This window comes from Borrelia sp. A-FGy1, assembly GCF_014084025.1.
Taxonomy (GTDB): domain Bacteria; phylum Spirochaetota; class Spirochaetia; order Borreliales; family Borreliaceae; genus Borrelia.
The window spans coordinates 865,296-891,193 of record NZ_CP043682.1 but is presented as its reverse complement, the minus strand read 5'-3'; the positions used below and the strand labels follow the sequence as shown (position 1 = coordinate 891,193).

The window sequence follows — 25,898 nt, the reverse complement described above, 5'->3', positions numbered from 1 at the left end:
ATTCTGCTAAAATGCATACTTTTTTAATTCTAATATATTTTTAACACTAATTAAAAATAGTAATTAATATATTAGACTCATAAATTAAAAATCATAATCTTTTATAAAATTATATGTTATATAACAAATTATTTTCAACAAAATAATGATATAATGCTCCAATTTTACCAGAATCATTATTAAATTTAGTTGTCTCAAGTTTAACAAGTTTCCTGATATCATCATCATAAACACTAGCCAATTCCATAGACCATAAATTTTCTAATTTTTTATATATATTACTTATTAAATCAGATCTTGCACTTATTCCTCCCCCAATCAAAATTTTTTCAGGATTTAAAATAAAAGTCAAATTAAAAATTCCAAATGATAAAGTTTCAAAAAATTTTTCAACTTCATCCCTAGCATGACTATTCCCACAATCAGCAAGTTCAAAAACATATTCTCCAGATACTTTATTTAAGTCTTTTTCTAAGCGTTCTGCAACTCTCTTTCTTAAAGACGCAACAGAGGCTATAGACTCCCACCTACACTTAAAAGGGATATTATTATCAAGACCTCTAGTAATCATAAACCCTATCTCACCAGACATAAAAGAATGCCCTCTTAAAAGTTTTCCATTCATGAATATTCCAGCACCAATGCCTGTTCCAAGAGTCAAAGCAATAAAATCATTAGAATAAATAGCATTGCCTTTAAATTTCTCAGCTAAAGCAACACAATTAGCATCATTTTCAATCTCAACATTAATACCCGTTAAAGCTTCTAGATTTTCTTTTAAAGGATAATTAACAAACCCCTTAATGGCATTTACTCTAATAACAATTCCTTTAGGATCAACAAATCCAGGCATGCAAATAGCAACTCCTTTAACATTTTCTTCTCTTTTATAGAAATTAATTATATTGACCAAAATATCAACTTGTTCATCAGGAGTAGTACCCGATCTAACTTCTTGCTTATCAAGAAAATTACCTCCACTATCTGCTAAGGAATATTTAGTACTAGTACCTCCAACATCAATTACCGCATAGCATCCCATGTAAAATCCTTATTTTTAAAACTCAAATTAAGTATATAATAAAAATTTAAAAACTTTCTATAGAAATATTAGAAATTTTCGATATCTTACTTATCGTTATTTTTGCTTTAATCTCTTCTTTCAAATAAGCAACATGAGAAATTATACCTATCTGACGACCATCAACTTGTTGAAAATCAGAAATTTTTGGAATAACCATTTTTAAGGTATCTTCATCAAGGCTTCCAAAGCCTTCATCAAGGAAAAATGCTTCTATTTTAAGTTCACTATCTCTTATCATATCTGAGAGTGCTAGAGACAGCGATAAAGAAACAAGAAACTTTTCACCTCCAGAAAGAGTCTTTACACTACGAGTCATCCCCCCATCCCTTCTGCTTTTAACTAAAAAATCAAAATCTTTACTTCCCGAATTAATTTGAAGCTCAAAATCAGGAAGAATAACACTTAAATATCTTTTATTTGATATTTTTAATATTTCTTCAATTAAAAAACTCTGAACATAATACTTTAAGCTAGGAGAAGTAGTTATAACTTTCCTTAAAATTTCCAACTTTTCCCTTCTTTCATTCAAATTTATTAACTCCTTCTGAACGCTCTCTATATTAATTTTCTGATTATTGAGTTCTTCTTTCAAAGCCTGTAAATTTAAAAAGTTTGACTCATAATGACTAATATCCTTGGATAAAATTTCAATTTTAGACATAAAATTAGATTTCAATCTCAAAAAGTAATCCAAACTGTCTCTGTTAGGTTTAAAAGAATCAAAAGAAAAAATATATTCTTTACCTTCAAAACTATCTTGAATTGACGCTTTTAAATCCAGAAAATTAGTATTAAATTCATTTAATTCTTTCTCAAGCTCATCTCTCAAACTTACTTTACTTTGCTTCATAAATTCAATTTGACTTTCAAGTCTAAGCTTTGAATTGTTTATATTGCTTAAAATTGAATCTACTCTTAAATACTCATCATTCAATTTATTTTTATCGCTTAAAAATTTTTCAAATCCTTTCTCCAATAAAATAGGATCATCTAAATTTATACTTAAGTTAATTTTAGATAACAAATTTTTTATCTTATCTAGATTTTCTTTAATCTCTATTTCTTTAAAATCAATTTTTGAATTTAAATCACTTAAAGTCAATTTTAAAATTTCAACTTCTTTAAGCTTATTTTCAAAAATCAAAATCTTATTTTTGTCAGAATAATCTATATATCTATTGAACAGATTGTTACCTATTACTTTTAAAATTTCTGCATTTTTATTATTAAATTCTGAAATCTGATTTTCTCGCCTAATTTTATTTGCTCTTTCATTTAATATTTCTGCATTAATGTCATCTAGCTTAGATTGCAAAACTTGAAGCCTAGTATTTATCTCTAAAACATAATCTAAGCTACTAGCTTTTAATTGTTCCTTTCCTTGGTATGTATAATATTCATCTTCAATAAACTTAAGACTATCTATATCTTTATCAATAGATTCTTTATTTTTAATTAAATCTTTTAATATTCTTTTATATAAATCTATCTTAATATCGATTTTAATATCTTTTAATGTATTAAAATTTGATTCTATAAATAAATCTAATTCACATTTATATTTTAATATCAACTCTTCAATAAAGCATTTAAATAATTTTAATGCCTCATAATAAATATATTTATCAAAATCAAATGTTACTTCTTTTACATTAATACTACTTTTAAGCTCTATATTCTTTCTTGTCTGTTCTTCTAATAGCTTTTCCCTTTGCTCTTCCAACTGAAGTTTTTCTATGTTCAATTTTTCATAAGTACTCTCGTCATCAACATTCACCTCAGAAGAAAAAAGAAAATTTTCATAATATAATTCTTTTACATAATTAAACTTAAGGATATTTAAGTTTAAATATTTTAATTCTTCTAAATTTCTTTTAACACTTGAAAGCTTAAATAAAAGCATATTTTTATCATTAAGAAACTGAATTTGACTTTTAATTAAATCTTCTAAATTTAAAAACTCATAAGAATTGTAAAATTTAAGACCTTCTCCTACCTTTGCTCTGATGTTTTCATGTAAAGAATACTCATAATCTAAATCCTCTTTACTCTTAATAGTAGAAGATAGCTCTAGCTCTAAATTATCTATCCTATTCTCTACATCTAAATACTTTTGAATGTTCTTAATTATTTTGTCGCAAATAAATATTAATTTATAAACCTTCTCAAGACTTTCCCTTAGCTTTTTGATATCAATCAAATCCAAAAGATTAGTTAACCTATTTAATTTACTCTTATTATTATCTATTCTATTTTTCTCTTCTAACTCTATAAATTCCAATTTTTCTATATTCAAATTTGTAAATTCAAATTCTCTCCTTAAAAAAAATTCTATATCATCATACTTTTTTAAATTAAAAATATTATCAATTATTGCTGTCTTAATTTTTGGTTTAGAAGTCAAAAATTCTTGAAAATTGCCTTGAGGTAATATAACAGTCTGACAAAACTGCTCAAAATTTAACCTACAAAGACTCCTTATATATGCTAAAACATCTTCTCTATTTTCAATATAATTATTATCACTAAGGCTTCTTAATAGCATATTTTTAGGAGTCTCCTTTTGCTTTACATTAAGCTCAATGAATGATTCATAAATTTTTCTAGAAACAGTAAAAGTAAGTTTAACATAAGCATTATCAAACCCTTTAGAAATTGCATCTGAAATATTCTTATCAAGTCTATAAACTCTTGCATAAAGAGCAAGAGTTATACAGTCAAGGATGGTACTCTTACCAGATCCAGTATTCCCAGAAATCAAAAAGATTCCAGAATTTTTTAGAATAGGAACATCAAAATTTATCTCATATTCTCCTTTATAAGAAGCTATATTTTTAAATATAAGCTTATTTATTCTCATATTCTCCTGCTTTTCCCCTAAGCAATATTTCTTCAAAAAGAGCAACAAGCTCTTCTTCTTTAAATTTGCTTCCCCTTCTAAAACCATTAATAATATCTCTTTTCAACTTTTCTTGAAAAAAATACTTTTCATCCCTACTCAATACCTCTTCTTTACTAATTAACTTTGTTCCTGGCTCTAAAGAATTATCTTCTATATTTGATAAATCATAATAAATATCAAATATTTTAATTAAGCTTGATTTTGCTAAACTGTATATCTGTTCTTCAAGCTCAGTTTCTATTCTCTCATTAATCTCAATTTTTAAGTAGCAAAGATATGGAAACTTTTCTTTAATTTTATGCAATTCAATCAAAATCTCATTAAAATAACCTCGCAAAAAATGCAACTCGCCATATACAGGAAGTAAAACCTTATCCTGCGATACCAACTTACCACCATTGAAAAACAAAATATTAATATATTTATTTTTATCCTCGCCAAATGAATACTGAATCGGAGACCCTGAATAAACAATATTAGACTTTAATCTCCTAAAATCATGTATATGACCAAGAGCAACATAAGAGAACTTATCTCCAAAAACACTAACAGGAATAATAAAGCTATTGCCAATAATACTAACACTTCTTGTGTTACAAAAAAAAGCATGTGCAATCAAAATTTTAGGAACACTATGATACTTAATATCAAGAGAACTAATAATATTTGCTATTTTATCTCGATATGCATACTCAAGTTTTTGAAAAAATGCATTACCATTAAGCTCTATGTCCCTATATTTCTGATTTAAAATAAATCTTTCATTTATATAAGGTATACAAGCAACAATAAATTGAACTTCATCATCATCTTTTAAAAAGATTACTTGATCAATAAGTTTATCTTCCGTAATTAAAAAAAAATTAAACTTCGAGAATATCTTTTTATTAATATTAAAATACTCTTTCTTATCATGGTTACCTGAAATAACTACACACCATTTACAAGAAGTAAAAGATAATTCATAAAAAAAATCATTTATTAATTTTTGCTCTTCTAGCCCAGGCCTCTTTGAATCATATACATCACCAGCAACAAGTAAAAGATCAATACTTTCATTTTTAATAAATTTCAATAAAAAATTTAAAAATTTTTGTTGCTCGTCAATTCTATAAAAATGCCCAAGCTTCTTACCCATATGCCAGTCAGATGTATGTAAAGCTCTATAACTCTTCATAAATGTCACATCATTTTTTTTAAAAGATTATAACAATTTATACATTATGTTATATTATAAAAATATAAGGGAAATATGCAACAAGAAAGATTAATAATAGTAGAATCACCTACAAAGGCAATAACAATAAAAAAATATCTTGATAATTCATTTCTAGTAGAAGCCTGTATAGGACATATAAGAGATTTACCAAATAGCGCTAAAGAAATACCTGAAGAATATAAAAAATTCGAATGGGCCGCTTTGTCTATAGATTATAAACATGACTTTAAGCCTCTTTATATAATTCCAAATAATAAAAGAATAGTAATTGAAAAGCTTAAAAAGCTTATAAAAGGAAAAAATGAAATATATCTTGCTACTGACCAAGACAGAGAGGGAGAAACAATTGCATTTCACCTAAAAGAAGTTTTAAAAATTAAAAATTACAAAAGAATGGTTTTTCATGAAATTACAAAAAGCGCAATAATTGACTCACTTAAAAATACAAGAAAAATTGATATGGATCTCGTTAATGCTGGAGAAACAAGAAGAATACTAGACAGACTTTATGGGTACACAATATCTCCCTTACTTTGGAAAAAAATTGCTTATGGTCTCTCAGCAGGTAGAGTGCAATCTGTTGGCCTTAAATTAATCATAGAAAAAGAAAAAACAAGAATAAATTTTAAGAAAGCTAACTATTACTCAATTTCAATTGAATGTAAACATAGCAAAAATGATATCCAAGTAAAAACAATAATAGACAAAATTGAAAATAAAAATGTAGCTGAAAGCAAAGATTTTATAAATGAAACAGGATTACTACAAAATTCTAATAAAACAATTTTAATAGATAAAACATTGATGGATAAACTTGTAAAGGAATTAAAACAAGCAAAAAAAATTGAGATAATCTCAATTGAAACAAAAGAAGTAAAACAAATTCCCCCTAGACCATTCATTACGTCATCACTTCAACAAGAAGTAAATAGGCGACTCAAAATAAGTACAAAACAAATTATGAGTTACGCACAAAAACTATATGAAAGTGGTTACATAACCTATATTAGGACAGACTCTTATAACATTGCAAAAAGTGCAAGGGAAAAAATTAAAACTATTATAAAAGAAAAATATGGAGAAAAATACTTAGAAATAAATGATCGAATATATTCTAAATCAAAAATGGCTCAAGATGCACACGAAGCTATAAGACCTTCTGAAATGTTTACTTCTCCTCAAAATATAAAAACAGAAAGCGAAACTGCCAGAGAAATATACAAGATCATATGGGATAGAACCATTGAATCAATGATGGCAAACTCGATAAAAGAAATTATTAAAATAACATTTAAATATAAAATATTAACTTTTAAATCAAATTTTACAAAAATAATTTTTGACGGATTTCTTAAAAACAGTAGAGAACCTTACGAAAACAGCACTATAGATTTTTCTCTAATTAAAGAAGGTGATAAATTTATAATACTAAATATAAAACCAGAAGAACATGAAACAAAACCTCCATTAAGATACACAGAAGCTACCCTTGTGCAAAAACTTGAAAAAGAAGGAATAGGACGTCCCTCCACTTATTCCACTATTATCTCAACACTTCTTGAAAGAGAATATGTATTTAAACAAAATAACACACTAATACCAACAATAAAAGGAGCTGCTGTTGTAAAGCTTTTAGAAAAATACTTTCCATTACTAATTGAAGTAAAGTTTACATCCCTAATGGAAGAAAACTTAGATAAAATCGCAGTAGGTAAATTAGACAAAATAAAATATTTAAGCCAATTCTATAATGGAGATAAAGGTCTTAAAAATACAGTAGATAAAATAGAGCCTATTATTAGTTCCGGAGAGTTTAGAACAGTTTATGAATATAAAAATAATAAAACATTTAACTATGCAATAAACATTGGTAAATTTGGACCTTATCTAATTTCTAATGGGAATAATTATTCTATAAACATTACAACTCCCTTAGAAAATCTGTATAAAGAAGAAGAAATAAAAAAAATAATAGAAGAGAAAGAAATACAACCTAACATACTAGGAATTGATCCTGAAACAGGACTTAATGTAGTATATAAAAACTCAAAATATGGAGGGCTTATCCAACTTGGAGAAGATATCCATGCTCCACAAGAATTCACAAAAACTGGAAAACTCAAAAAACCTAAAATAATTAAAGCTAAAAAGGTATCAACAAAAAACATAGAATATGAAAATATAAACTTAGATCTGGCGCTCAAGCTACTTTCACTTCCAAAAGTAATTGGAGAATATCCAAAAACCAATGAAAAAATAATTGCTACAACTGGCATTTTTGGAGATTATATTAAAACTGAAACTAACAGCATAATATGCCCTCTCAAAAAAGACATAAAAGCATATGAAATAACACTAGAAGAATCTATTAAACTTTTAGATGAAAAATTAGAAAAAAACGGAATTATTGTAAAATCAATACCCTTATCAAAAAATAAAGTTAGAAATAAAATTTACATTTACAAACAAAACAATAAGTTCTATGCTAAAATTAAGAGAAAAAAGGTTGATTTGCCCAATAACATTGATCTTAATCAAATAGATGCAACTTATGTTTTTGGGTTAATGTAAAGCTAAAACATGAACGATTTCGAGCTTCCTATTTATAAATACAAAGATGAACTAATTCTACTATTAAAGTCAAATAATGTTTTAATAGTAGAAAGTCCAACAGGAAGTGGGAAAACCACACAAATACCAAGAATAATATATGAAGCAGGCTTTGCAAAGCTTGGTAAAATTGGGGTAACACAACCAAGAAGAATAGCCACTGTATCAATAGCAGAATACATTGCCAAACACATTGGAGTAAATCTTGGAGAGGAAGTAGGCTATAAAATAAGATTTCAAGAGATCATAAGCTCTAAAACCAAAATTAAATTAATGACTGATGGTGTACTCTTACAAGAACTCAAAAAAGACACACTTCTTTATGAATATGATGTAATTATAATAGATGAGGCACATGAAAGAAGTTTAAACATAGATTTTATACTAGGCCTTATTAAGGATATTTTAAAAAAAAGAGATGATTTTAAAGTTATAATTTCATCTGCAACAATAAATACACAAATATTTTCAAAATATTTTAACAACGCACCAATACTTAATATAGAAACAATCACTTACCCTGTACAAATAATATATAATCCTCCCTTAATTAATACACCAAAGGGCATGATACTCAAAATAAAAGAAATAATTAGTAGCATAATTAAAAGTAAACAAGAAGGTGATATCCTTATATTCCTATCTGGAGAAAAGGAAATAAAAGAAACAATAAAAGAAATTAATAATTTAAATTTAAGGAAAGATTTAATTATTTTGCCTCTATATAGTCGAATGGCAAAAGAAGCACAAGAACAAATATTTATGCCAACACCTAAGAATAAAAGAAAAATAATAGTATCAACAAACATTGCAGAAACTTCAATTACAATTGAAAACATTAAAATAGTAATTGATAGCGGAAAAGTAAAAACAAATAGATTCCAGATGAAAACGCATACTTACTCATTGCAAGAGGTGCCAATCTCAAAAGCATCTGCAACTCAGAGAGCAGGAAGAGCAGGAAGACTTTCAAAGGGCACATGTTACAGATTATATAGAAGAGATGAATATCAACTAAGAGAGGATTATCAAAAAGAAGAAATATACAGGACAGATCTATCTGAAGTAATATTAAGAATGGCAGATATTGGAATTAAAAATTTCACAAAGTTTGACTTTATCTCAAAGCCTTCCATTAAATCTATTCAAACAGCAAGTGAAATACTAAAGTCTTTAGATGCAATAAATGACAAAAACGAACTTACAGAAATTGGGAAATACATGATCATATTTCCTTTAATACCAATACACTCAAGGGCTTTGGTTGAAGCAATGATTAACTACCAACAGGCAATATACCCAACTACAATTGGACTGTCTTTCCTCTCTACGAGTGGAGTTTTTTTGCTACCTCAAAACGAAGAAATAGAAGCTAGACAAGCTCATTTAAAATATAAAAACCCATTAGGAGATTTAATGGGTTTTATTAAAATATTTGAAGACTACAAAAAAGCTTTAAACAAAGAAGAATTTGCTAAAGAAAATTATTTAGACTTACAAGGACTTGAAGAGATTATTAATATACAAAAACAACTTGAAAATATTGTAAGTAGACTCAACATTCCAGTAATAAATAAACCTGAAATTGATAAGGAAGGTTATTTAAAATCTATAATGAGAGGCATGAGAGACTACATTTGCTTTAAAACTTCAAAAAATAAATATAAAACCATAAAAGCACAAAATATAGTAATACACCCTGGATCACTTATTAATATAGATTCTGTGAAATATTTTGTTGCAGGTGAAATAATAGAGACAACTAAAATATATGCCAGGTCAATTGGAGTACTCAAAAAAGAATGGATCAATGAAATTGAATTTGAAGAAAATAAAATAAAAAAACATATAAAAGAAAATAAAATTTTAAATAAAGATAACAAATCTACATTTAAAAAAACAAAAAAACCTTTACTAGAAAATGAAATCACTATTGGTGAAAAGAAATTCAATTTTAAAAATGAAAACAACATTCAATTTATAGATCTTACCTTAACAGAAGCTAAAAAATTAATTTTAAAGAGATTAACAAGTAAAGAAAATCAAGCAACTAAAAAAATTAACGTAAAATTAATACATAAAGATTTAGTAATATTTAAAAGTAAAAAATTAATAGAAATAATACGAATAGTATCTAATATGGGACTAGATTGGACACTTATAGAAAAGTATGAAAACAATAATATCAATATTAATGAAGTTAATAAGGTTAAAAACATCTTAGAATGCACTATGAATTTCGTCCAACATCCAAATAAAAAATCTGTACTCTTTTTATCGCTCAAAAGTGATTATTCTGATAACTTTTGGTTGAAACCTCAAAAGAGCTTTATAATAGCAATCGAAGAATCAATGAACAGCATAAAAAGTCTAATTGACAACCAAAAATATATTAATAAACTTTCTGCAATAAAACCCACAATAAATAAAGTTTATAAAAAATTAAACATTTTCTTCTAAAAACATAAAAAGATAAAAACCTAAAAAAGAAAATAAAATTAATGAAAGATATTTGTTATATAAGAACTTAAACATTTTAACTTATATTTGAATATTTCATATACACTTAACAATAAAATGATGCACGAAAAACACCTGAAGTAAAACCAACATCTAATACTCATTCCAATATCTCCAACAAGAAATTTTTGATTCAATTATTAAAGCTTTTGTTAGACTTAAAAATGCTTTGTCTCGCAAGACTCTAAGAATAGATGTAAACCCCCTAAATTAGTAAATAAATAATATTTAATAAAATTTTTGAAACTAATGGTAAATCATTTCAACTGAAAATAAAAGATCACAAGCATAATAAACCTTGGGAAGTATATTTAAAAACTTTAACCTATATAAAAAAATTTTAAAAATAAAAAATAAAAAGGATATATTTTAATTTCTCTTTCTTATTTCTATAAAAAAGTGTACATTATCTATAATAATTAGAATGAATAAAATTTTATCTAACATTTTCTTAGCTTTTTTATTATATAATCTCTTACTTCTTACAGCATAAACAAAGAAAAATTTGAAAAACTAAATAAACTATACATGCCATATGATTTAAACAATAATAATTTACTAAAAGAATTTGAAACAATAAATAAAATGAAAAATTTTAACTTAGAACTATATTAGTTACTCATGATCACATATCTAAGTAAAATAAAAAAATATGAAAAAGCTAATCTTTTCTTAAAAAAGATAAAAGAAACAAAAAATGAAATTTTACTGTTAAAACTTAGAATTAATAAAGATAAAATAATCCAAGAAGAAATTAATGAAATTTTAAAAAAATATAAAAAAATAAATATAAATATAATTTACCAGTTATATATCATTAAAAGAACAAAAAATAAAGAATTGTTTATTAAAATTAAAAATATAATTTTAAAAAATCCTAAAAGTATTTATTCTTGTAAAATAAAAAGAGATGAATAAACTATTTTTATATTTAACACTATCAAATATATTACTTATATTTTTATCTGCATCAGGATTTATCAGCTCAAAGGAAGATATATTTAAATATAAAATAATTCAAGGATCATTTAAAGAAAGTAATTATATCATTGCAAAGATTAAAAATAAAAATCTGAAATTCATAATTTCAAAGCCTATTTTCGATAAAAAAATAAACAATTATTACTTTGAAGGACAAACAACAAGTCAATTTTTAATCTCAAATGAAGTAGACTTAGCTATCAATACTAGCCCATATGAGATAAAAAACAACATGTTCTATCCTCGTGGGCTATATATATATGAGAAAAAAATAATATCCAATGTAAGAAAAAGTTATGGAGCAATTATAATTAAAAACAACCAAATAATATTAAATCCCGAGATAAATGAAATAAAAACTTCTGACTATGGTTTTAGTGGTTTCTTTCCCTTAATTCAAAACGGAAAGTATACTAAAAACTTTAAAGAAAATAAACATCCAAGAACAATAATAGGAACTGACCAAGGAAACACACACTTATATCTCATAACAATCGAAGGAAGAGGTATTAATAAAAGCAAAGGAATTTCTTTAAACGATGCAATAGAATTATCCTTAAAGTATGGAATTATTAATTCTATTAACCTAGACGGAGGTGGGTCAAGCACCCTAGTTGTAAAATTAAATAATATACCTCATAAACTTAATGCTACATCTAATCTCTTTGGGCAGGAAAGAATAATTCCATTCCACCTAGGAATAAAACTGCCTAATTAAGAAACTTCCAACCAATATTAATTCCAAATGTAATTTCAGTTGTTAAATAAGAAAAACTTCCAGAAGCAGAAGTCGGAGAAATAGAAAGCATCAACAAAGGCCTAATATAAAGTCCCTTAACTTCAGGAATAAAAAGGTCTGTAGCAAATCCTAAAGACAAAAAAAACAAATTTTGCTTCTCAAAGCTTAAATCAATTGTATATTTAATCCCAAGAAGAGGAAATAATACTCGAATATATTCTTTAAAAAGAATTGGATAAATCCCATACAACCCAATTCCAAAATATTTACCGTTATGTTCCGTTATAAAAGCATCCTTATAAGACATATCAAAAATAGCATAATTAGCATCAAAAAATAAATTCAAATTTATTCCATTATCTACCCTATTAGAACTTTGTGCAAATTTATCCATATTTTTTTTGCCAGTATAATTAGTAAATTGATAAGAAAATCCTCCACCAAAATACAATGGATACGAAAATAAATCACTAATACATAAACTAATACATAAAAACAACAATAAATATGCATACTTTTTCATTAATATTCCTTAAACTTTATAAAAATATTATATTATATATATGATGTGTATCAAGTAAGTTATACAAGAAATTATGAAAAGACAATTATTTTATTTAATATGCATAATATTTTTATCATGCATAAAAAGACAAGAAATCTCCTTAACAGAAATTTTTAATTTACCTAAGAGCAGTATTTTAGGCTTTTCAAAAAAAGTAGGCATAGTAATAAAAGATTATGCACTGTTAAATAACGAAATGAAAAAAAATAATATAAATTATGATTATTTAACGATCATTAGGAAAGATGAAATAGTAAAAATTGAAAAAATAATGCAATCAACAGAAAAATATGGACTTAAAGGCAATTGGATACTAGTAAATTACAAAGGAAAAAGAGGATACATCTTTAGCAAAGATATAAACATAATAGATAGCATAATAATTGAATAAAATAATCTAATCCAAATGCTAACTAGATAAACTACTAATAAACTAAATAAAACCTCAATTTATTTATTCTTCTTCTTGTGTCTATTCTTTCTTCTTTTCTTCTTTCTTTTATGTGTAGATATTTTCTTTAGTTTTCTTTTTCTTCCACAAGGCACGTCCTCATATCTCCTTATTAATCAAAAATTAAATTCAAAATGTTCTCTAAATCATCTTCAGGATGGAACCATAAAACATTAGGAATCTTACTAAAAAAAGTCATTTGTCTTTTTACATATAAAAATGAATTACTATTTATCAAATCTATTATATCATCTAATATGTAATAAGGTCTACTTTTCCATAATAAAAACTCACGATAACCTATACCCTTAAAAGCAGGAGTTGTCTCATTATATCCCTTTTCCAATAAACCTTTAATTTCCTCAAGTAACCCACACTTAATCATATTTTTAACTCTATCTATTATCCTAGACTTAATCTCCTCAAAAGATCTATTTAATCCAATAAGCAAAACATTTTCAAGCCCTTTTCCTTTTCCCAAAAATTGACTAATTGGAATACCTGTTTGATAGTAAACCTCAAGAGATCTTTTAATCCTATAAATATCATTTTTACTTATTTTCTCATACCTTTTAAGGTCTACACTTTTAAGTTTATTTAGCAAATAATCTTTCCCATTAATCTTTAAAAGATTATCTACATAAAGTCTTACTTCATCAGAAATGGCTGGAATACTAGGTAAACCATATTGTAAATGTTTAAAATAAAATGCAGATCCACCTACAAATATAGGAAGTTTAAATTGATCCTTTAAATCATTTATTATTTTTAATGCATTTTTATAAAAGATCCCAAGAGTATACTCCTTAGTCGGCTCTAAAAAATCTACTAAATGATGTTTTATATGGCTTCTTAATTGCATGCTAGGTTTACAAGAAGCAATGTCAAACTCCTTATAAACTTGAATAGAGTCAACATTAATCACTTCAGCTATATTTTGAGGAAAATTAAATAAAATATCACTTTTACCTACAGCCGTAGGTCCAAATATAAAAACAATCTTATCTCTCTTCAATTGAATATATAAATTTACCGGCTAAAATATCATTAAAAGCTTGCCCCACTACTTTTTCATCAGAAATAGCATGGTCTGCTAAAGAAATTTCAGCAATAATTTGCTCTGTTCGCTTTATGACCGCTGTAACAAGCTCGTAATAATTACCATTAAAATCTTGTATTTTTTTCAAAGGTATCTTCATCACCTAAAACTCCTTACTTTATTCATTTTATTTTATAATTAAATTCCTCTTCTCTATTTCATCTTTTATCAATTCAAAAACTCTATTTGCTGTCCTATCCGTTGTATCAATTATTAAATCAGCTACATCCATATAGTTGTCAACATCTATATTATAAGCAGACAAATATCTCTTTGAATCATTAGAATCCCTATTAAAAGTATTGTTTAGAATACTAGAATACATCCCACCTTCTCTACTGATAATTCTCTCTGCTCTAACTTCTAGTTTAGCATAAAGATATATTTTTAAATCTGCATTTTTTGAAAGCCAAATTGCAAGACGAGAAGCGAGAACTGTATCATCCTCTCTAGAAAATTCCAATAACTTATTATCAAGATATTTATCCCAATAATAATCATTTCTACCAATAATTTCATTTTTATAAAATAAATCAAAAGGTATTTGTTTTTCTCTAGCTATATCATGAAAAGTATAATTAATAAGTTTTAAACTATAATATTTTGCTAACATTTTACTAATAGTTGTATTTCCACAACCGCTCTTACTAGAAACAGCTATTCTCATTCAATATTCCTTACCTGCTCTCTTATTTTTTCCAAATTTAGCTTCATATTCAAAACTAAATTTCTAATATCAAGATCAATTGATTTATTACTCATTGTTGTAATTTCTCTGTGCATTTCCTGAGAAATAAATTCCAAAACTTTTCCACATATCTTACTTTCAAGGTTTTTATAAAAGTTATCTATATGTGAATATAGCCTAACTATCTCCTCATTAATATCTAGTCGAATTGACATTTTAGCAGCTTCCTCTGCAATATTGACATCACTAAAATCATCTATTAATTTTAATAAATTTTCCTTTAGAGTTAAAAAAAGTCTATCATTTATGTTGTTCTGAGATCTTTTTAAAAAGTTTAAATCATCCTGTATTAAAGCAAGAGTTGAAATGATATCTTTTTTTGTATGTTCTCCTTCAAAAATTCTACTCTTATCATAATGAAGCAAAACTTCTTCCAATACAATCTTAAAATAACTATAAATCATTCCTTGATTTTCAACGCCCTCATCAAAAATTAAAGCCCCTTTTAAAGATAAAAAATCACCAAGGCTCACTTCATCCTTAATCTTTAAATTACTATGAAGCAAACTATCTCTAAGACGAATCATAGCCTCAATATAGTTAGGATTTAAAGTAAAATCAATACTTGGAACTATTTCTTTATATCCCACAGTCAAAAAAACATTGCCTCTACTAATATATCTTGCAATAAGATTCCTTATTTCATATTCATACGCATATAAAACTTCAGGTAATCTAAACTTAAACTCTAAAAATTTACCATTATAAGATTTTAAATTAACACTAAACATATAATTTTCAATAATTTTTTCCAAATGAAAAAATCCAGTCATGCTTTTCATTAAAACTACCTTTATAAAAAATCATGTAAAATAAAATTATTTCCAGCCCCCATTGTAATAAACAAATCATTCTTTTTTAATAAATTCTTTATAAAATCAACAGAATCAAATATTTCTTTAAAAAAATAAACATTCGAATTTAAATCTTTAAGAGCCAAAAATAACTTATTAGAAAGCTCATCGGGATCAAAATTTTCTCTAACAGAGAGAGATATATTATGTAAAATTAATATATCAACACTACTTAAAGCTTTAACAAAATCACTAAAAAGAATTTTTGTTCTCGTATATGTATGAGGCATAAAATCTAAAATAACACGCCTACCTTTGTAAAAACTCTTAATTCCTAAAAGTGTATTTTCAATCTCCTTTGGATGATGCGCATAATCATCAAGATATATCACTCCATCTTTTTCTCTAATAAATTCTATTCTTCTTTTTATTCCCTTATATTCTCTAGCTATTATCTTTATTTTATCGTCAAAGTTAGTAATCAACTTCCCTTCTTTTTCTAAAGTTAATTTTAAAGCCAAAAGAGCAGATACAAAATTATAAACATTATGAAACAAAGGAGTTCTTAATCTAATATCAGAAATTCCTAAAAAATCAAATCTTAGAAAATCATCTATTACTTCAAGATTTTCAACTTTAAAATCAGACAAAGAATTAATACTAAAACTAAAAATTTTAATATCTTTTCTTATAATACTATCTTTAAGTTTAACCAAATTAGATTCATCAGAATTTATGATTAATATTCCATTATGCTTTAAATTATTAATATATTTTAAGAAAACAGATTCAACTGCTTTATAATTTGCAAAAAAATCAACATGTTCGTAATCAATATTAGTTAAAACAATAATATCAGGATAAAAATGCAAAAAATGATTTCTATATTCACAGGTCTCTGCAATAAATATGTTACTACTTCCAACAAGACTAGATTTACCTCCAAAATCCTTGACACTTCCTCCAAGTATCGAATTAGGACCAAGACCCAATTTATAAAACAATATGCTTAAAAATGTCGCTGTAGTTGTCTTTCCATGAGACCCTGCAACCCCAATGCTATAATATTTTTTTGATATTCCACCAAGAAATTCAGGATAAGATAGCACAGGAATTTTAAGCTCATAAGCCTCTTGTAAAACAAGCAGTTTATCTTTATCATATGCCGGTGAATATATCAAAATATCATATGACTTATCATGTTCCTTTAATGAAAAATCATAAATATTCTCATAATAAGTTATATGATTTCTATCAAGAAGATTATCAGTATAAAATTCAAAAGGAACATCAACTCCTTCTACCAAATATCCTTTAAATTTCAAAAAACAAGCAAGAGAACAAAGACCAGAACCTTTAATCCCTACAAAAAAAAATCTATTTAAATTAGAAAAATCAAGATTCATCTTTCTTTTCTTCCAAATCATTTTTATTTTCATAAAATTTATGTATGATAACATCAATAGTAGACATATTGATTACAGTATATTTTAATACATTAGCCATAATATAATTCCTAAGCATTTCTGCATTATCAAGCAAGTTATTCCCAAGTGGAATATCTAAGAAAAGCTTAAAAGAATAACTACCTTTATTTTTCTTAATCTTTAAATCATAAACAATATAATCTTTGTTATATTCAGATACACAATGCTCAATAATTTGCCGTACGGCACTTTTAGAAACAGACAAAACTCCTTCCCCATGAAAATGAGGTTTTACAATAGAACGAATATAATTTTTTTTCTTAGAAAAAAACCATTTACTTTTAAAAAAAACTCGAATTGAATCTAATAATAAATTTGGCTTTATAGAAGTTATTTCAAAAGCTGCTGCTGGCACTACATGTTCCCCCATTTGCCTTGAAATTCTAGCCTTTTCCATCTCCTGACTAGTAGAAATATCTGTTATGTAAATAATCTTGAAAGGGTTAGGCAAAAAAAGTCTACTTACTATTTTATCTATCATACGAAGGCTTGTTCCTAATATCAGTATTTTACTGAAATCTTCCTTACGAAGAGCTTCAATAATTTCATTCCTATGAATATCATCCTCAAAAACAGAACGCCTTATTGCATCAAACACATTATCCTCAAATTTAGCAGAAGTACCTGCAATAATTCTCATATTTTTTATTAAAACACCATCATCTATTATTAAAGGAATAGCATATTTATCTGCTATTAAGTGAGATCTAAAACTTTTCCCAGTACCAGCTGCACCTACCAAAACATAAACCTTAGTCCTAACAAATTTATGCTTAATAGCAACTGAAATATCTTTAATAGTATTTAAAATATTATTAAACATGAATTTACTAAATAAATTCTTTAAGATCATATTCACCAAAAATATTACTTATCTGTTTTAAAAAATCTAAACTAGGTTCAACAAAAAATTCATTTCTTAAAAATAACGACTCTCTAAATTTTACCAAAAAAGAATGTAAAAAGTAATTAGATTTTTTAAACTTAGAATGATATTTCTTATCGTTAACTAAAGCATGTTTATTAAAAGCACATTGTGCCCTTATCTGATGTGTAAACCCTGTTTCTATTGAAATCTCAGCAAGAGTATAAAATTCAGAAATTAATATTGGCTTAACATAAGTTATGGAATTAAATTTATTTGTATCCTCAAGTATAAAAGTTTTTCTTGAAATTTTATCTCTATACAAAAAATTTATATAAGTCACAGGGTTTTTAATCTCACCTTCTAGTAAAGCTATATACTTTTTAGTAACAATACCACTACTAAACGCCCTACTTAAAATCCTTGCAGAATCTATATTTTTTGCAAAAATAACAAGTCCAGAAGTATTTCTATCAAGTCTATGCACAGCTGAAGGCTTAAAACTAAGAGACTTAAGATTTTTATTTAAAAGATAAGAATTAACTAAAGAATCAAGTGAATTATCCCCATGAACTAAAATTCCTCTCTGTTTATTAATTACAAGTAAATCTTCATCCTCATAAACTATCATTCCCCTAACATCTCTTGCTATTTCATTCTCCTTTATCTTGCTTATTTTAAAGTTAAAATTTACATTCATCAAAGACTTATATAAATAAATTTCATCACCTTGAGAAACTCTATAATAAAAAGGAACCTTTGTTTTATTTAAAAAAATATCTCCATTCCTAATGTGTTTCATTATTTTAGATTTAGGAAACCTTAAAAACTTTATTAATACTGAATCTAATCTCTTCCCATCATCATTCTTAAGTACATTAATAATACTATACTTGTTAGCATTTAAAGATATCATACTATTAAATTTTACTACATTGTCTACATGTAAAATTCACTATCAAAAATGAAAAAACAGAAATAAAAATAGAAGGAACAACAGGATGACAAGAATAAATATCAATTTCATAAAAAATTATAGTTAAATAACTTAAAAGCCCAAAAAACTGAGAAACAAAAGCTGATATTTTGCTTACATATTTAAAATAGAGTCCAAAAATAATAATAGAAAAAAATGCAACTTCCAAAGCTCCGATCGCAAAAATATTTATAAAAAGCAAAAAATCAGGTGGATTTAAAGAAAATAAAATTATTATTAAGATAAAACAAATATTAGAAATCATAGTAATTACATTAATTCCAACCTTATCTCCTATATCTTTCTTTAACTCCAATATTACCTTTATCCAAATTGATATCATTAAAAGAAAGCTTGAATCTATTGTAGACATTATTGACGATAAAAGTCCTATAAAAAATAAAAGAAAAACGCCAGGACTTAATGCTTCCAAGGCTATGTACACAATAACTTTATCATTTGGTTCAAAATTAGGAAAAATAACAAGAGAAAAAAAACCTACTAAATGCATGACAATAACCAAAAATCCTATTACAAAAGTAGCAATAGGAAGAGCTAATCTAATAACTCTCTTATCTTTGAATGCTATAAAGTTATTAACAAATTGTGGAAACCCTAACATTCCAACTCCTATCAATATCCAAAAAGAAATTATATATCCAATATTTAAATCTGAATTTGATGGTAAGAGTAAATTACTATCAAGATTCAAAATTGCCTTCTTAAAGATATTATCAATTCCTCCTCCCAAATCAACTAATCTCAAAAACAGAAAGACAGAAGCTACAATCATTAAAATTCCTTGAATTAAATCCATATAAGACAATATCTTAAATCCTCCTATACAAACATATAAAAAAATAAACAAAGAGAAAAAAATAAGAGAATCATGATAATCAACTTTAAAAACCCCCTCTAAAAGTTTAGCTCCTCCCATAAGTTGAGCTGAAATTAAGAATAAAGAAAAAAAAATTATTACAAAACTACTAAAAAGTGCCAAAGAATTACTAAAGTATCTATGCCTAATATAGTCAATAATATTTATTGCATTAATTTTTTTAGATTCTGCATTCAACCTCTCCCCAACAATAATAAATGCAATCATACTAGTAGGAATTTGAATAACTGCTAAAAAGATAAAAGGCATTCCATACTTATAAACAGCTGAAGGTCCTGAAATAAAACTACTAGCGCTAATATAACTAGAAGCAATAACTAGCGCCATTACAAAAAAATTTATTCCTTGATTTGCAAGAAAATAACTACGAATAAATAAAATTCCTTCTTTTTTTCTCTTAGAATAAATATTAAAAACACAATATAGAGTTAAAAAGATAAAAAGTAAAAAAAAACCTCTAATCATCCTTTAAAAAATACACAAAAATACAAACAAATAAAAAACTTAAAATAGGGAAAAAGATACATGATAACAAAAACCAAATAGGAATATTAAATACTACAATAGAAAAGATAGAAAAATAAAATGACAAAATCCACCAAAGAAACAGAAATAAATATATTAAACTTGAAAAAAATACTTTATTTCTCATATAAAATCCTATTTAAAATATTAGATACAATTATATAATATATGTGTGAAGTCAACATGAATACAAAAAAAAACATACTAATAGGAGTCTGCGGTGGTATTGCAGCATATAAATCAGTCTATATTATCTCAAGCCTAATCAAGATGAAACATAATGTTAAAGTCATAATGACAAGAAATGCAACTAAATTCATTACTCCACTTACACTAGAAACTGTTTCGAAAAATAGAGTAGTTTACAGCCTATGGAATACAAGACATGAAAAAATATCACATATTAATCTAGCTAAATGGGCAGATCTAATATTAATTATACCAGCTACCTACAATATTATTTCCAAAATAGCAACAGGCATTGCCGATGATGCTTTAAGTACAACAATATCTGCAAGTACTGCTCCCACTTATTTTGCAGTAGCAATGAATAATATAATGTATGAAAATCCTATCTTAAAAGAAAATATTCAAAAATTAAAAAAATATAATTATAAATTCATTGAACCTGATGAAGGATATTTAGCATGTTCTTTAAATGCCATTGGACGCCTTAGAAATGAAAATGATATTCTAAAAATAATATTAAACGAATTAAAAGCAAAATTGCCATTACAACACAAAAAAATACTAATAACAGCTTCTAGAACCGAAGAAATATTAGACCCAATTCGCTACTTTTCAAATAAATCAACAGGGAAAATGGGTTTTAATTTAGGAATTGAAGCAAAAAATCTAGGGGCTAATGTAACGATCATTACAGGACCTAGCAATGAAAGAATACCTGATGGAATAAATATTATTAAAGTAAAAGCAGCAAAAGAAATGTATGAACAAACAACAAAAATATATAAAGATTTCGATATAATTATTGGAACGGCTGCTGTTGCCGATTTTAGGCCTGAAAAAATTTATACAAACAAAATAAAAAAAAATGAATTTGAAAATCTTAATATTAAGTTCATAAAAAATCCAGATATAATAAAATATATAGGTAAAAATAAAATTAAAAACCAAATTATTATTGGATTTTGCGCCCAAGAGTCTGAAAAGCTATTATATGAAGCTAAAGAAAAACTTAAAACTAAAAATTTAGATTATATTATTGCAAACGATTTAAAATATTTCGGATCAAACTTAAATAAAATTTATATAATAGACAAAAAAAATAATATTCAAAAATTTCCCGAAATGTCAAAAAAAGAAATAGCAAAAGAGATTTTAAAAATCTTATATTAATAATTTTTTAATAGCTTTTTTAAATATTCTGAAGTTGTTATCCTCTTTATCTCTTTAAGTCTATTTTCTAATGCAGAAGACTTATTATAAACAGCTCCCTTAATTGCAAGATTCCTTAAGTCGATATTTTTGCTATTAATAATCTTAGAATAAAAATCATCAAAATTACCCTTTCTAGCCGCAAGAAGCACAGCAATATCTGATAAAAGTTTTGAAGGTTTATTAATGTTTTCTTTTTTTAAAAGTTCTAACGCAATTAAAAATGCAAAGTCCACATTTTTATCTAAAAGATAATTAAACATAGTAAATTTAAAATTATTTTCAACAGTAGGCTCTATTATTATGTTTTTTATATCTTCATAACCAGATCCCATATCAACTAAAGCCTTACCAGATGCTTCTCTAACCTTAAAAGAAGGATCACTCTTAACCTTATATACTAAAGCTTCTCTTGCAGAAATATCACCATGTCCTTTAATAGCATTAACGGCTCTAATTCTAAGTGTTTCATCAGAATCTCTCAAAAAATCTTGTAAAACTTCTTTTGATTTCAAAGATACATCTCTTGAAAGTGCTTCAATAATGGCAAACTTAATATTAGAATTATTATTATTATTTTGAAGATAAAATTCGACATTTTCTGTTATTTTTTCAGGTGCAAGATATGACAATGCTTTTATTGCAGAAGCTTTAATTGTTGGATTTTCATAATTATCCATAGAAATCTCATAAATTTTATTCCCATATTCAAAAGCATTAGATTTGCCAAGAGCAACAAGTATTGCAGCTCTAACCATATCATTTCCACTATATTTATCATAAATATCAATCATATTTTTTGAATATTCAATAGCAGAAATTTCACCAAGATAATAGGCAGCTGTAGCCACAATATTTCCTTCCTTATTCTCAAGAATATCAATAAGAACTCTCTTTAAATCATCCTTGTTGCCAAGTTCTTTAAGATATAAAATCGCTCTATTAATTAAACTATTAGGATATCTTTTACTTTCATAAGTATCAAGAATAGAATTAGCAACATCAATGCCACCACCGTACTTAAGAGATAAAAATAAATCAAGAATAGCTCCTTTAAGTTCAATATTAAAAGTCTTATGTAGTCTCTTCTCAAGTAAAGAATTATATTCGCCATCTCTAGATCTCTTAAGACTCTTGACAATCTCAATCACTTGATTATCAAGTCCATAAGAAATAGTATTACGTACTTGATTAACATATAAGTTAATATCTTTAGTGCTAGAACCTCTAGCATAACTATTGCCAAACATACTTCCTATATTTTCAGTAGCATCAATATCAAACTCAGGTGAATTAGGATCTAAAGGATCTGTTGGCAACACTGGAGCTTTAACAGCAAAAATATTAAGCGCAATAAAAAATATAAGAATAAATAATAAACACTTCATACAATCTCCCTATTAACAAATTTTAAAAACTTATTAATTCCAAGCAAATAATAGCATACCACTAAAACAAAAAAACTAATCGTGCCTGCTAAAATTAATAAATAAAAATTATTAAAACTAAATCCCATATTCCACTTAAAATCTTTAAAAGCCATATAAACTAAATACAAAGGAACAAGAGAAACACCTGCCTTTACAAAAGCCACAGCAGACTTAGCAATTTCAAGCCTTATGCCACTCTTTAACCCAACAAAATAAAAAATAATCACACAAATAATAAAAGAAATTGATTGTGCAATAGGCAAAATATCTACCTTAAAAAAGCCAATACCAAAAACTGATATAAAAATATCAATAAAAGAAAAAAGAAGATTAAAGTAAAAAGGAGTTTTTGAATCACGAATAGAAAAACAATATTTCTGAAAAAATCCAAAAATAGAAGAAAATGTTAATCCAACTAAAAAATACTGCAACACACTAACTGTTCTCTCCGTGTCATATATTGAAAATTTACCTCCTGTAAGCAGTAAGTTTAAAATAGGTCTAGCCCATATATACATTAAAAATGATATAGGAACTAAAAGCAAAATCAAAATCTCTATTCCCTGATTTAAAATATCATTTAACTTTTTCCTATTTCCCAAAGAAGCATATTTTGTCATTTTAGGAAAAATAACTGTGGAAATAGAGACATAAAAAATGCCAACAGGAAGTTGATAATAAAAAATTGCATTACTCAAAACAGAAACACTTCCAACCTCTAGTGTTGATGCTAAAGCAAATGAAATTTGCTGAGTAGTTATAGAAAGTAAAGCCGACAAAATCATATGCGACCAACTTTTCAAAAATCTCAAAAATGCAAAATTACTAAAGCTAAAAACTGGTACATATGTAAATCCAATAAAAATACAACTTATTAAATGTACTAAAAATTGAAATATACCACCAATAAGCACTCCAACAATGGCACTATATATTCCATATTTTTCATAAAACAACAATATATTCAATATAATACTAAGAGAGAATATAACAGGAGATACAGATGGAACGAAAAAAACTCTATATGAATTCAGAACTGCAGCAAATATTGATGTCAAGCTTATAAGCAATATATAGATTATTAAGTAATTAAACATATAACTAGATAACTCTAAATCACTACTTCTGTAGGAAGATACAAAATATATAATCTGTCTTGAAAAAATAATCATAATTAAAATAATAAAACTAACACTTATAATATTAAAAGTAGCAACACTTCTAAAAAAAGAAATAGCATGCTTATTAGATTTATTTCTCTCATGAGTAAATTCAGGAATAAAAGCCGAAGTCATTGCCCCTTCTGAAAGAATCTTTCTCAAATTATTCGGAATATTGAAAACATAATTAAAAATATCTGCTTCAAGGTTTGCACCAAAATAGTAAGAAAATATTTTTATTTTCACAAAGCCCATTATTCTTGATAAGAATATAGAAATCATAACGATGATGGTTGACAAAATATCTTTATTCATAAAAATTACCTTCATTATATTTTTTTAAATAAATTTTTCTGAATCTTGCAAATTCATCATTTATAATTGCATTTCTAGCTTTATCAATAAGCCTAAACATATAATGTATATTATGTTCACTAGCCAACATTATTCCAAGAGTTTCTTTTGATTTTATTAAATGTTTTAAATATCCTCTTGAATATCTCTTACATAAAGTACACACGCAATTTTTTTCAATAGGAGAATCATCATTACTAAATTCGAATCTCTTAATTCTCAATATCCCATTATCAGTTAAAAGGGAACCATGTCTAGCAATTCTTGCAGGATTTACACAATCAAAAATATCAATGCCATAATATATTGCATCCAATATATATTGAGGTGTGCCAATACCCATTACATACTTTGGCTTATCTTTAGGTATTAAGAAAGAATTATATTCAAGAATTTCTAAATATTTATCTCTTGGCTCTCCAACAGAAATTCCACCTATTGCAATACCCGGACTATTTAATTCTAAAATTTCTTCTGTGCTCTTTTTTCTTAAGTCTTTAAAAAAATTACCCTGTGTTATTAAAAATAAAAGACCATCATACCCTTCTTTTCTATTCTTATAAGCATTATATGTGCGACGAGCCCATAAAGTTGTAATATTTGTATACAAATTTGCCTTACTGTAATCAATACCATAAGAACTACAAATATCAAGTGCCATAATGATATCACTTTCAAAAGTTTCTTGCATCTTAAATACACTCTCAGGTGTAAAATAATGCCTAGAACCATCAATATGAGATTGAAAATGCAAACCCTCAGTCTCAATTTTTCGAAGTTTAGCTAAAGAAAAAACTTGAAATCCACCAGAATCTGTTAAAAAATTTTTATTCCAAGTTGTAAATTTATGCAAACTTCCATATTTCTTGATTGTAGCAATTCCAGGTCTTAAATAAAGATGATAAGTATTTGCAAGCATTAAATTACATCCTATCTTTTCAAGAACATCATGCTTTAAAGCTTTCATTACACCCAAAGTCCCAACAGGCATAAAACAAGGGGTATTTACCTCCCCATGAGGAAGATTAAGAATTCCAAGTCTAGCATTAGAGCTATTATCATTTTTAGTAATATTAAACATAAATTTATAAAA

General features: G+C 26.0%; 21 protein-coding genes. 6 read left to right on the top strand and 15 right to left on the bottom strand.

Features of this window, described 5'->3' with window-relative positions; all coding sequences use genetic code 11:
- Positions 1-109 precede the first annotated feature (109 nt).
- Genes F0310_RS04135 through sbcD form a run of 3 tightly spaced genes read right to left on the bottom strand, consistent with a single transcriptional unit; the run spans position 110 to position 5,163 of the window.
- Positions 110-1,042, bottom strand: a complete 933-nt coding sequence (locus F0310_RS04135) for an ROK family protein (RefSeq protein ID WP_182117663.1) — start codon at positions 1,040-1,042, stop codon at positions 110-112.
- A 46-nt stretch (positions 1,043-1,088) separates the two neighbouring features.
- Positions 1,089-3,944 carry an AAA family ATPase gene (locus tag F0310_RS04130; protein WP_182117662.1) on the bottom strand — a complete coding sequence of 952 codons (2,856 nt, stop codon included), beginning with the start codon at positions 3,942-3,944 and terminating at the stop codon, positions 1,089-1,091.
- Positions 3,931-5,163, bottom strand: coding sequence for an exonuclease subunit SbcD (gene sbcD, locus F0310_RS04125; RefSeq protein ID WP_182117661.1), 1,233 nt, complete (start codon positions 5,161-5,163; stop codon positions 3,931-3,933). Before sbcD ends, F0310_RS04130 begins: the two co-directional genes overlap by 14 nt.
- 75 nt (positions 5,164-5,238) lie before the next feature.
- Between sbcD and topA the strand changes: the two genes are divergently transcribed.
- From topA to F0310_RS04105, 4 genes are all read left to right on the top strand, one after another.
- Positions 5,239-7,776: a type I DNA topoisomerase gene (gene topA, locus F0310_RS04120; RefSeq protein WP_182117660.1), complete on the top strand. Its 2,538-nt coding sequence runs from the start codon at positions 5,239-5,241 to the stop codon at positions 7,774-7,776.
- 9 nt (positions 7,777-7,785) lie between these two features.
- Complete coding sequence (locus F0310_RS04115; RefSeq protein ID WP_182117659.1) at positions 7,786-10,275, top strand: helicase-related protein; 2,490 nt, start codon at positions 7,786-7,788, stop codon at positions 10,273-10,275.
- Between the two features lie 681 nt (positions 10,276-10,956).
- The gene (locus tag F0310_RS04110; protein WP_476577979.1) at positions 10,957-11,253 is read left to right on the top strand and encodes a hypothetical protein; all 297 of its coding nucleotides are present in this window, start codon (positions 10,957-10,959) and stop codon (positions 11,251-11,253) included.
- Positions 11,246-12,034 carry a phosphodiester glycosidase family protein gene (locus tag F0310_RS04105; RefSeq protein WP_182117658.1) on the top strand — a complete coding sequence of 263 codons (789 nt, stop codon included), beginning with the start codon at positions 11,246-11,248 and terminating at the stop codon, positions 12,032-12,034. Before F0310_RS04110 ends, F0310_RS04105 begins: the two co-directional genes overlap by 8 nt.
- On the opposite strand, the gene F0310_RS04100 is transcribed toward F0310_RS04105, so the two are convergent.
- The gene (locus F0310_RS04100; RefSeq protein WP_182117657.1) at positions 12,027-12,578 is read right to left on the bottom strand and encodes a hypothetical protein; all 552 of its coding nucleotides are present in this window, start codon (positions 12,576-12,578) and stop codon (positions 12,027-12,029) included. The genes F0310_RS04105 and F0310_RS04100 overlap by 8 nt on opposite strands.
- 73 nt (positions 12,579-12,651) lie before the next feature.
- Here F0310_RS04100 and F0310_RS04095 point away from each other — a divergent pair, with 73 nt between their 5' ends.
- Positions 12,652-13,011 carry a hypothetical protein gene (locus F0310_RS04095; RefSeq protein ID WP_182117656.1) on the top strand — a complete coding sequence of 120 codons (360 nt, stop codon included), beginning with the start codon at positions 12,652-12,654 and terminating at the stop codon, positions 13,009-13,011.
- A 172-nt stretch (positions 13,012-13,183) separates the two neighbouring features.
- On the opposite strand, the gene miaA is transcribed toward F0310_RS04095, so the two are convergent.
- From miaA to panF, 8 genes are read right to left on the bottom strand one after another with little or no spacing between them, the layout of a single operon-like run.
- On the bottom strand, positions 13,184-14,086 hold the full coding sequence (gene miaA, locus F0310_RS04090; protein ID WP_182117655.1) for a tRNA (adenosine(37)-N6)-dimethylallyltransferase MiaA: 903 nt from the start codon (positions 14,084-14,086) through the stop codon (positions 13,184-13,186).
- Complete coding sequence (locus F0310_RS04085; protein ID WP_182117654.1) at positions 14,073-14,273, bottom strand: DNA-directed RNA polymerase subunit omega; 201 nt, start codon at positions 14,271-14,273, stop codon at positions 14,073-14,075. The genes miaA and F0310_RS04085 overlap by 14 nt, the downstream gene beginning before the upstream one ends.
- A gap of 24 nt (positions 14,274-14,297) precedes the next feature.
- Positions 14,298-14,837 (bottom strand): (d)CMP kinase, encoded by a 540-nt coding sequence (gene cmk, locus F0310_RS04080; RefSeq protein WP_182117653.1) that lies wholly within the window; start codon positions 14,835-14,837, stop codon positions 14,298-14,300.
- Positions 14,834-15,700: a YicC/YloC family endoribonuclease gene (locus F0310_RS04075; RefSeq protein ID WP_182117652.1), complete on the bottom strand. Its 867-nt coding sequence runs from the start codon at positions 15,698-15,700 to the stop codon at positions 14,834-14,836. The genes cmk and F0310_RS04075 overlap by 4 nt, the downstream gene beginning before the upstream one ends.
- A gap of 11 nt (positions 15,701-15,711) precedes the next feature.
- Complete coding sequence (gene murC, locus F0310_RS04070) at positions 15,712-17,118, bottom strand: UDP-N-acetylmuramate--L-alanine ligase (protein WP_182117651.1); 1,407 nt, start codon at positions 17,116-17,118, stop codon at positions 15,712-15,714.
- Positions 17,108-18,022 carry a hypothetical protein gene (locus tag F0310_RS04065; protein WP_476577995.1) on the bottom strand — a complete coding sequence of 305 codons (915 nt, stop codon included), beginning with the start codon at positions 18,020-18,022 and terminating at the stop codon, positions 17,108-17,110. Before F0310_RS04065 ends, murC begins: the two co-directional genes overlap by 11 nt.
- Before the next feature lie 7 nt (positions 18,023-18,029).
- Positions 18,030-18,980, bottom strand: coding sequence for a pseudouridine synthase family protein (locus F0310_RS04060; RefSeq protein ID WP_182117649.1), 951 nt, complete (start codon positions 18,978-18,980; stop codon positions 18,030-18,032).
- Positions 18,981-18,984: 4 nt separating this feature from the next.
- A complete protein-coding gene (gene panF, locus F0310_RS04055) occupies positions 18,985-20,403 on the bottom strand; it encodes a sodium/pantothenate symporter (protein WP_182117648.1) in 1,419 nt (472 codons plus the stop codon).
- Positions 20,404-20,646: 243 nt separating this feature from the next.
- Between panF and coaBC the strand changes: the two genes are divergently transcribed.
- A complete protein-coding gene (gene coaBC, locus F0310_RS04045) occupies positions 20,647-21,822 on the top strand; it encodes a bifunctional phosphopantothenoylcysteine decarboxylase/phosphopantothenate--cysteine ligase CoaBC (protein ID WP_182117646.1) in 1,176 nt (391 codons plus the stop codon).
- Here the strand turns inward: coaBC and F0310_RS04040 are convergent.
- The 3 genes from F0310_RS04040 to tgt are packed head-to-tail and all read right to left on the bottom strand — an operon-like array spanning position 21,819 to position 25,886.
- A complete protein-coding gene (locus F0310_RS04040) occupies positions 21,819-23,249 on the bottom strand; it encodes a HEAT repeat domain-containing protein (RefSeq protein ID WP_182117645.1) in 1,431 nt (476 codons plus the stop codon). The genes coaBC and F0310_RS04040 overlap by 4 nt on opposite strands.
- Entirely contained in the window at positions 23,246-24,766 is a 1,521-nt protein-coding gene (gene murJ / locus F0310_RS04035; protein WP_182117644.1) for a murein biosynthesis integral membrane protein MurJ, read from the bottom strand. The genes F0310_RS04040 and murJ overlap by 4 nt, the downstream gene beginning before the upstream one ends.
- Positions 24,759-25,886 (bottom strand): tRNA guanosine(34) transglycosylase Tgt, encoded by a 1,128-nt coding sequence (tgt, locus tag F0310_RS04030; RefSeq protein ID WP_182117643.1) that lies wholly within the window; start codon positions 25,884-25,886, stop codon positions 24,759-24,761. Before tgt ends, murJ begins: the two co-directional genes overlap by 8 nt.
- Positions 25,887-25,898: the final 12 nt, after the last annotated feature.

Bases quoted from the DNA above. Each gene is read 5' to 3' on its own strand.
- murC (WP_182117651.1), bottom strand. From the start codon at position 17,118: ATGAATCTTGATTTTTCTAATTTAAATAGATTTTTTTTTGTAGGGATT.
- F0310_RS04040 (WP_182117645.1), bottom strand. From the start codon at position 23,249: ATGAAGTGTTTATTATTTATTCTTATATTTTTTATTGCGCTTAATATT.
- F0310_RS04060 (WP_182117649.1), bottom strand. From the start codon at position 18,980: ATGATATCTTTAAATGCTAACAAGTATAGTATTATTAATGTACTTAAG.
- F0310_RS04135 (WP_182117663.1), bottom strand. From the start codon at position 1,042: ATGGGATGCTATGCGGTAATTGATGTTGGAGGTACTAGTACTAAATAT.
- F0310_RS04075 (WP_182117652.1), bottom strand. From the start codon at position 15,700: ATGAAAAGCATGACTGGATTTTTTCATTTGGAAAAAATTATTGAAAAT.
- F0310_RS04105 (WP_182117658.1), top strand. From the start codon at position 11,246: ATGAATAAACTATTTTTATATTTAACACTATCAAATATATTACTTATA.
- topA (WP_182117660.1), top strand. From the start codon at position 5,239: ATGCAACAAGAAAGATTAATAATAGTAGAATCACCTACAAAGGCAATA.
- coaBC (WP_182117646.1), top strand. From the start codon at position 20,647: ATGAATACAAAAAAAAACATACTAATAGGAGTCTGCGGTGGTATTGCA.
- tgt (WP_182117643.1), bottom strand. From the start codon at position 25,886: ATGTTTAATATTACTAAAAATGATAATAGCTCTAATGCTAGACTTGGA.
- F0310_RS04065 (WP_476577995.1), bottom strand. From the start codon at position 18,022: ATGTTTAATAATATTTTAAATACTATTAAAGATATTTCAGTTGCTATT.
- F0310_RS04100 (WP_182117657.1), bottom strand. From the start codon at position 12,578: ATGAAAAAGTATGCATATTTATTGTTGTTTTTATGTATTAGTTTATGT.
- panF (WP_182117648.1), bottom strand. From the start codon at position 20,403: ATGATTAGAGGTTTTTTTTTACTTTTTATCTTTTTAACTCTATATTGT.
- F0310_RS04110 (WP_476577979.1), top strand. From the start codon at position 10,957: ATGATCACATATCTAAGTAAAATAAAAAAATATGAAAAAGCTAATCTT.
- murJ (WP_182117644.1), bottom strand. From the start codon at position 24,766: ATGAATAAAGATATTTTGTCAACCATCATCGTTATGATTTCTATATTC.
- sbcD (WP_182117661.1), bottom strand. From the start codon at position 5,163: ATGAAGAGTTATAGAGCTTTACATACATCTGACTGGCATATGGGTAAG.
- cmk (WP_182117653.1), bottom strand. From the start codon at position 14,837: ATGAGAATAGCTGTTTCTAGTAAGAGCGGTTGTGGAAATACAACTATT.
- F0310_RS04115 (WP_182117659.1), top strand. From the start codon at position 7,786: ATGAACGATTTCGAGCTTCCTATTTATAAATACAAAGATGAACTAATT.
- F0310_RS04095 (WP_182117656.1), top strand. From the start codon at position 12,652: ATGAAAAGACAATTATTTTATTTAATATGCATAATATTTTTATCATGC.
- F0310_RS04130 (WP_182117662.1), bottom strand. From the start codon at position 3,944: ATGAGAATAAATAAGCTTATATTTAAAAATATAGCTTCTTATAAAGGA.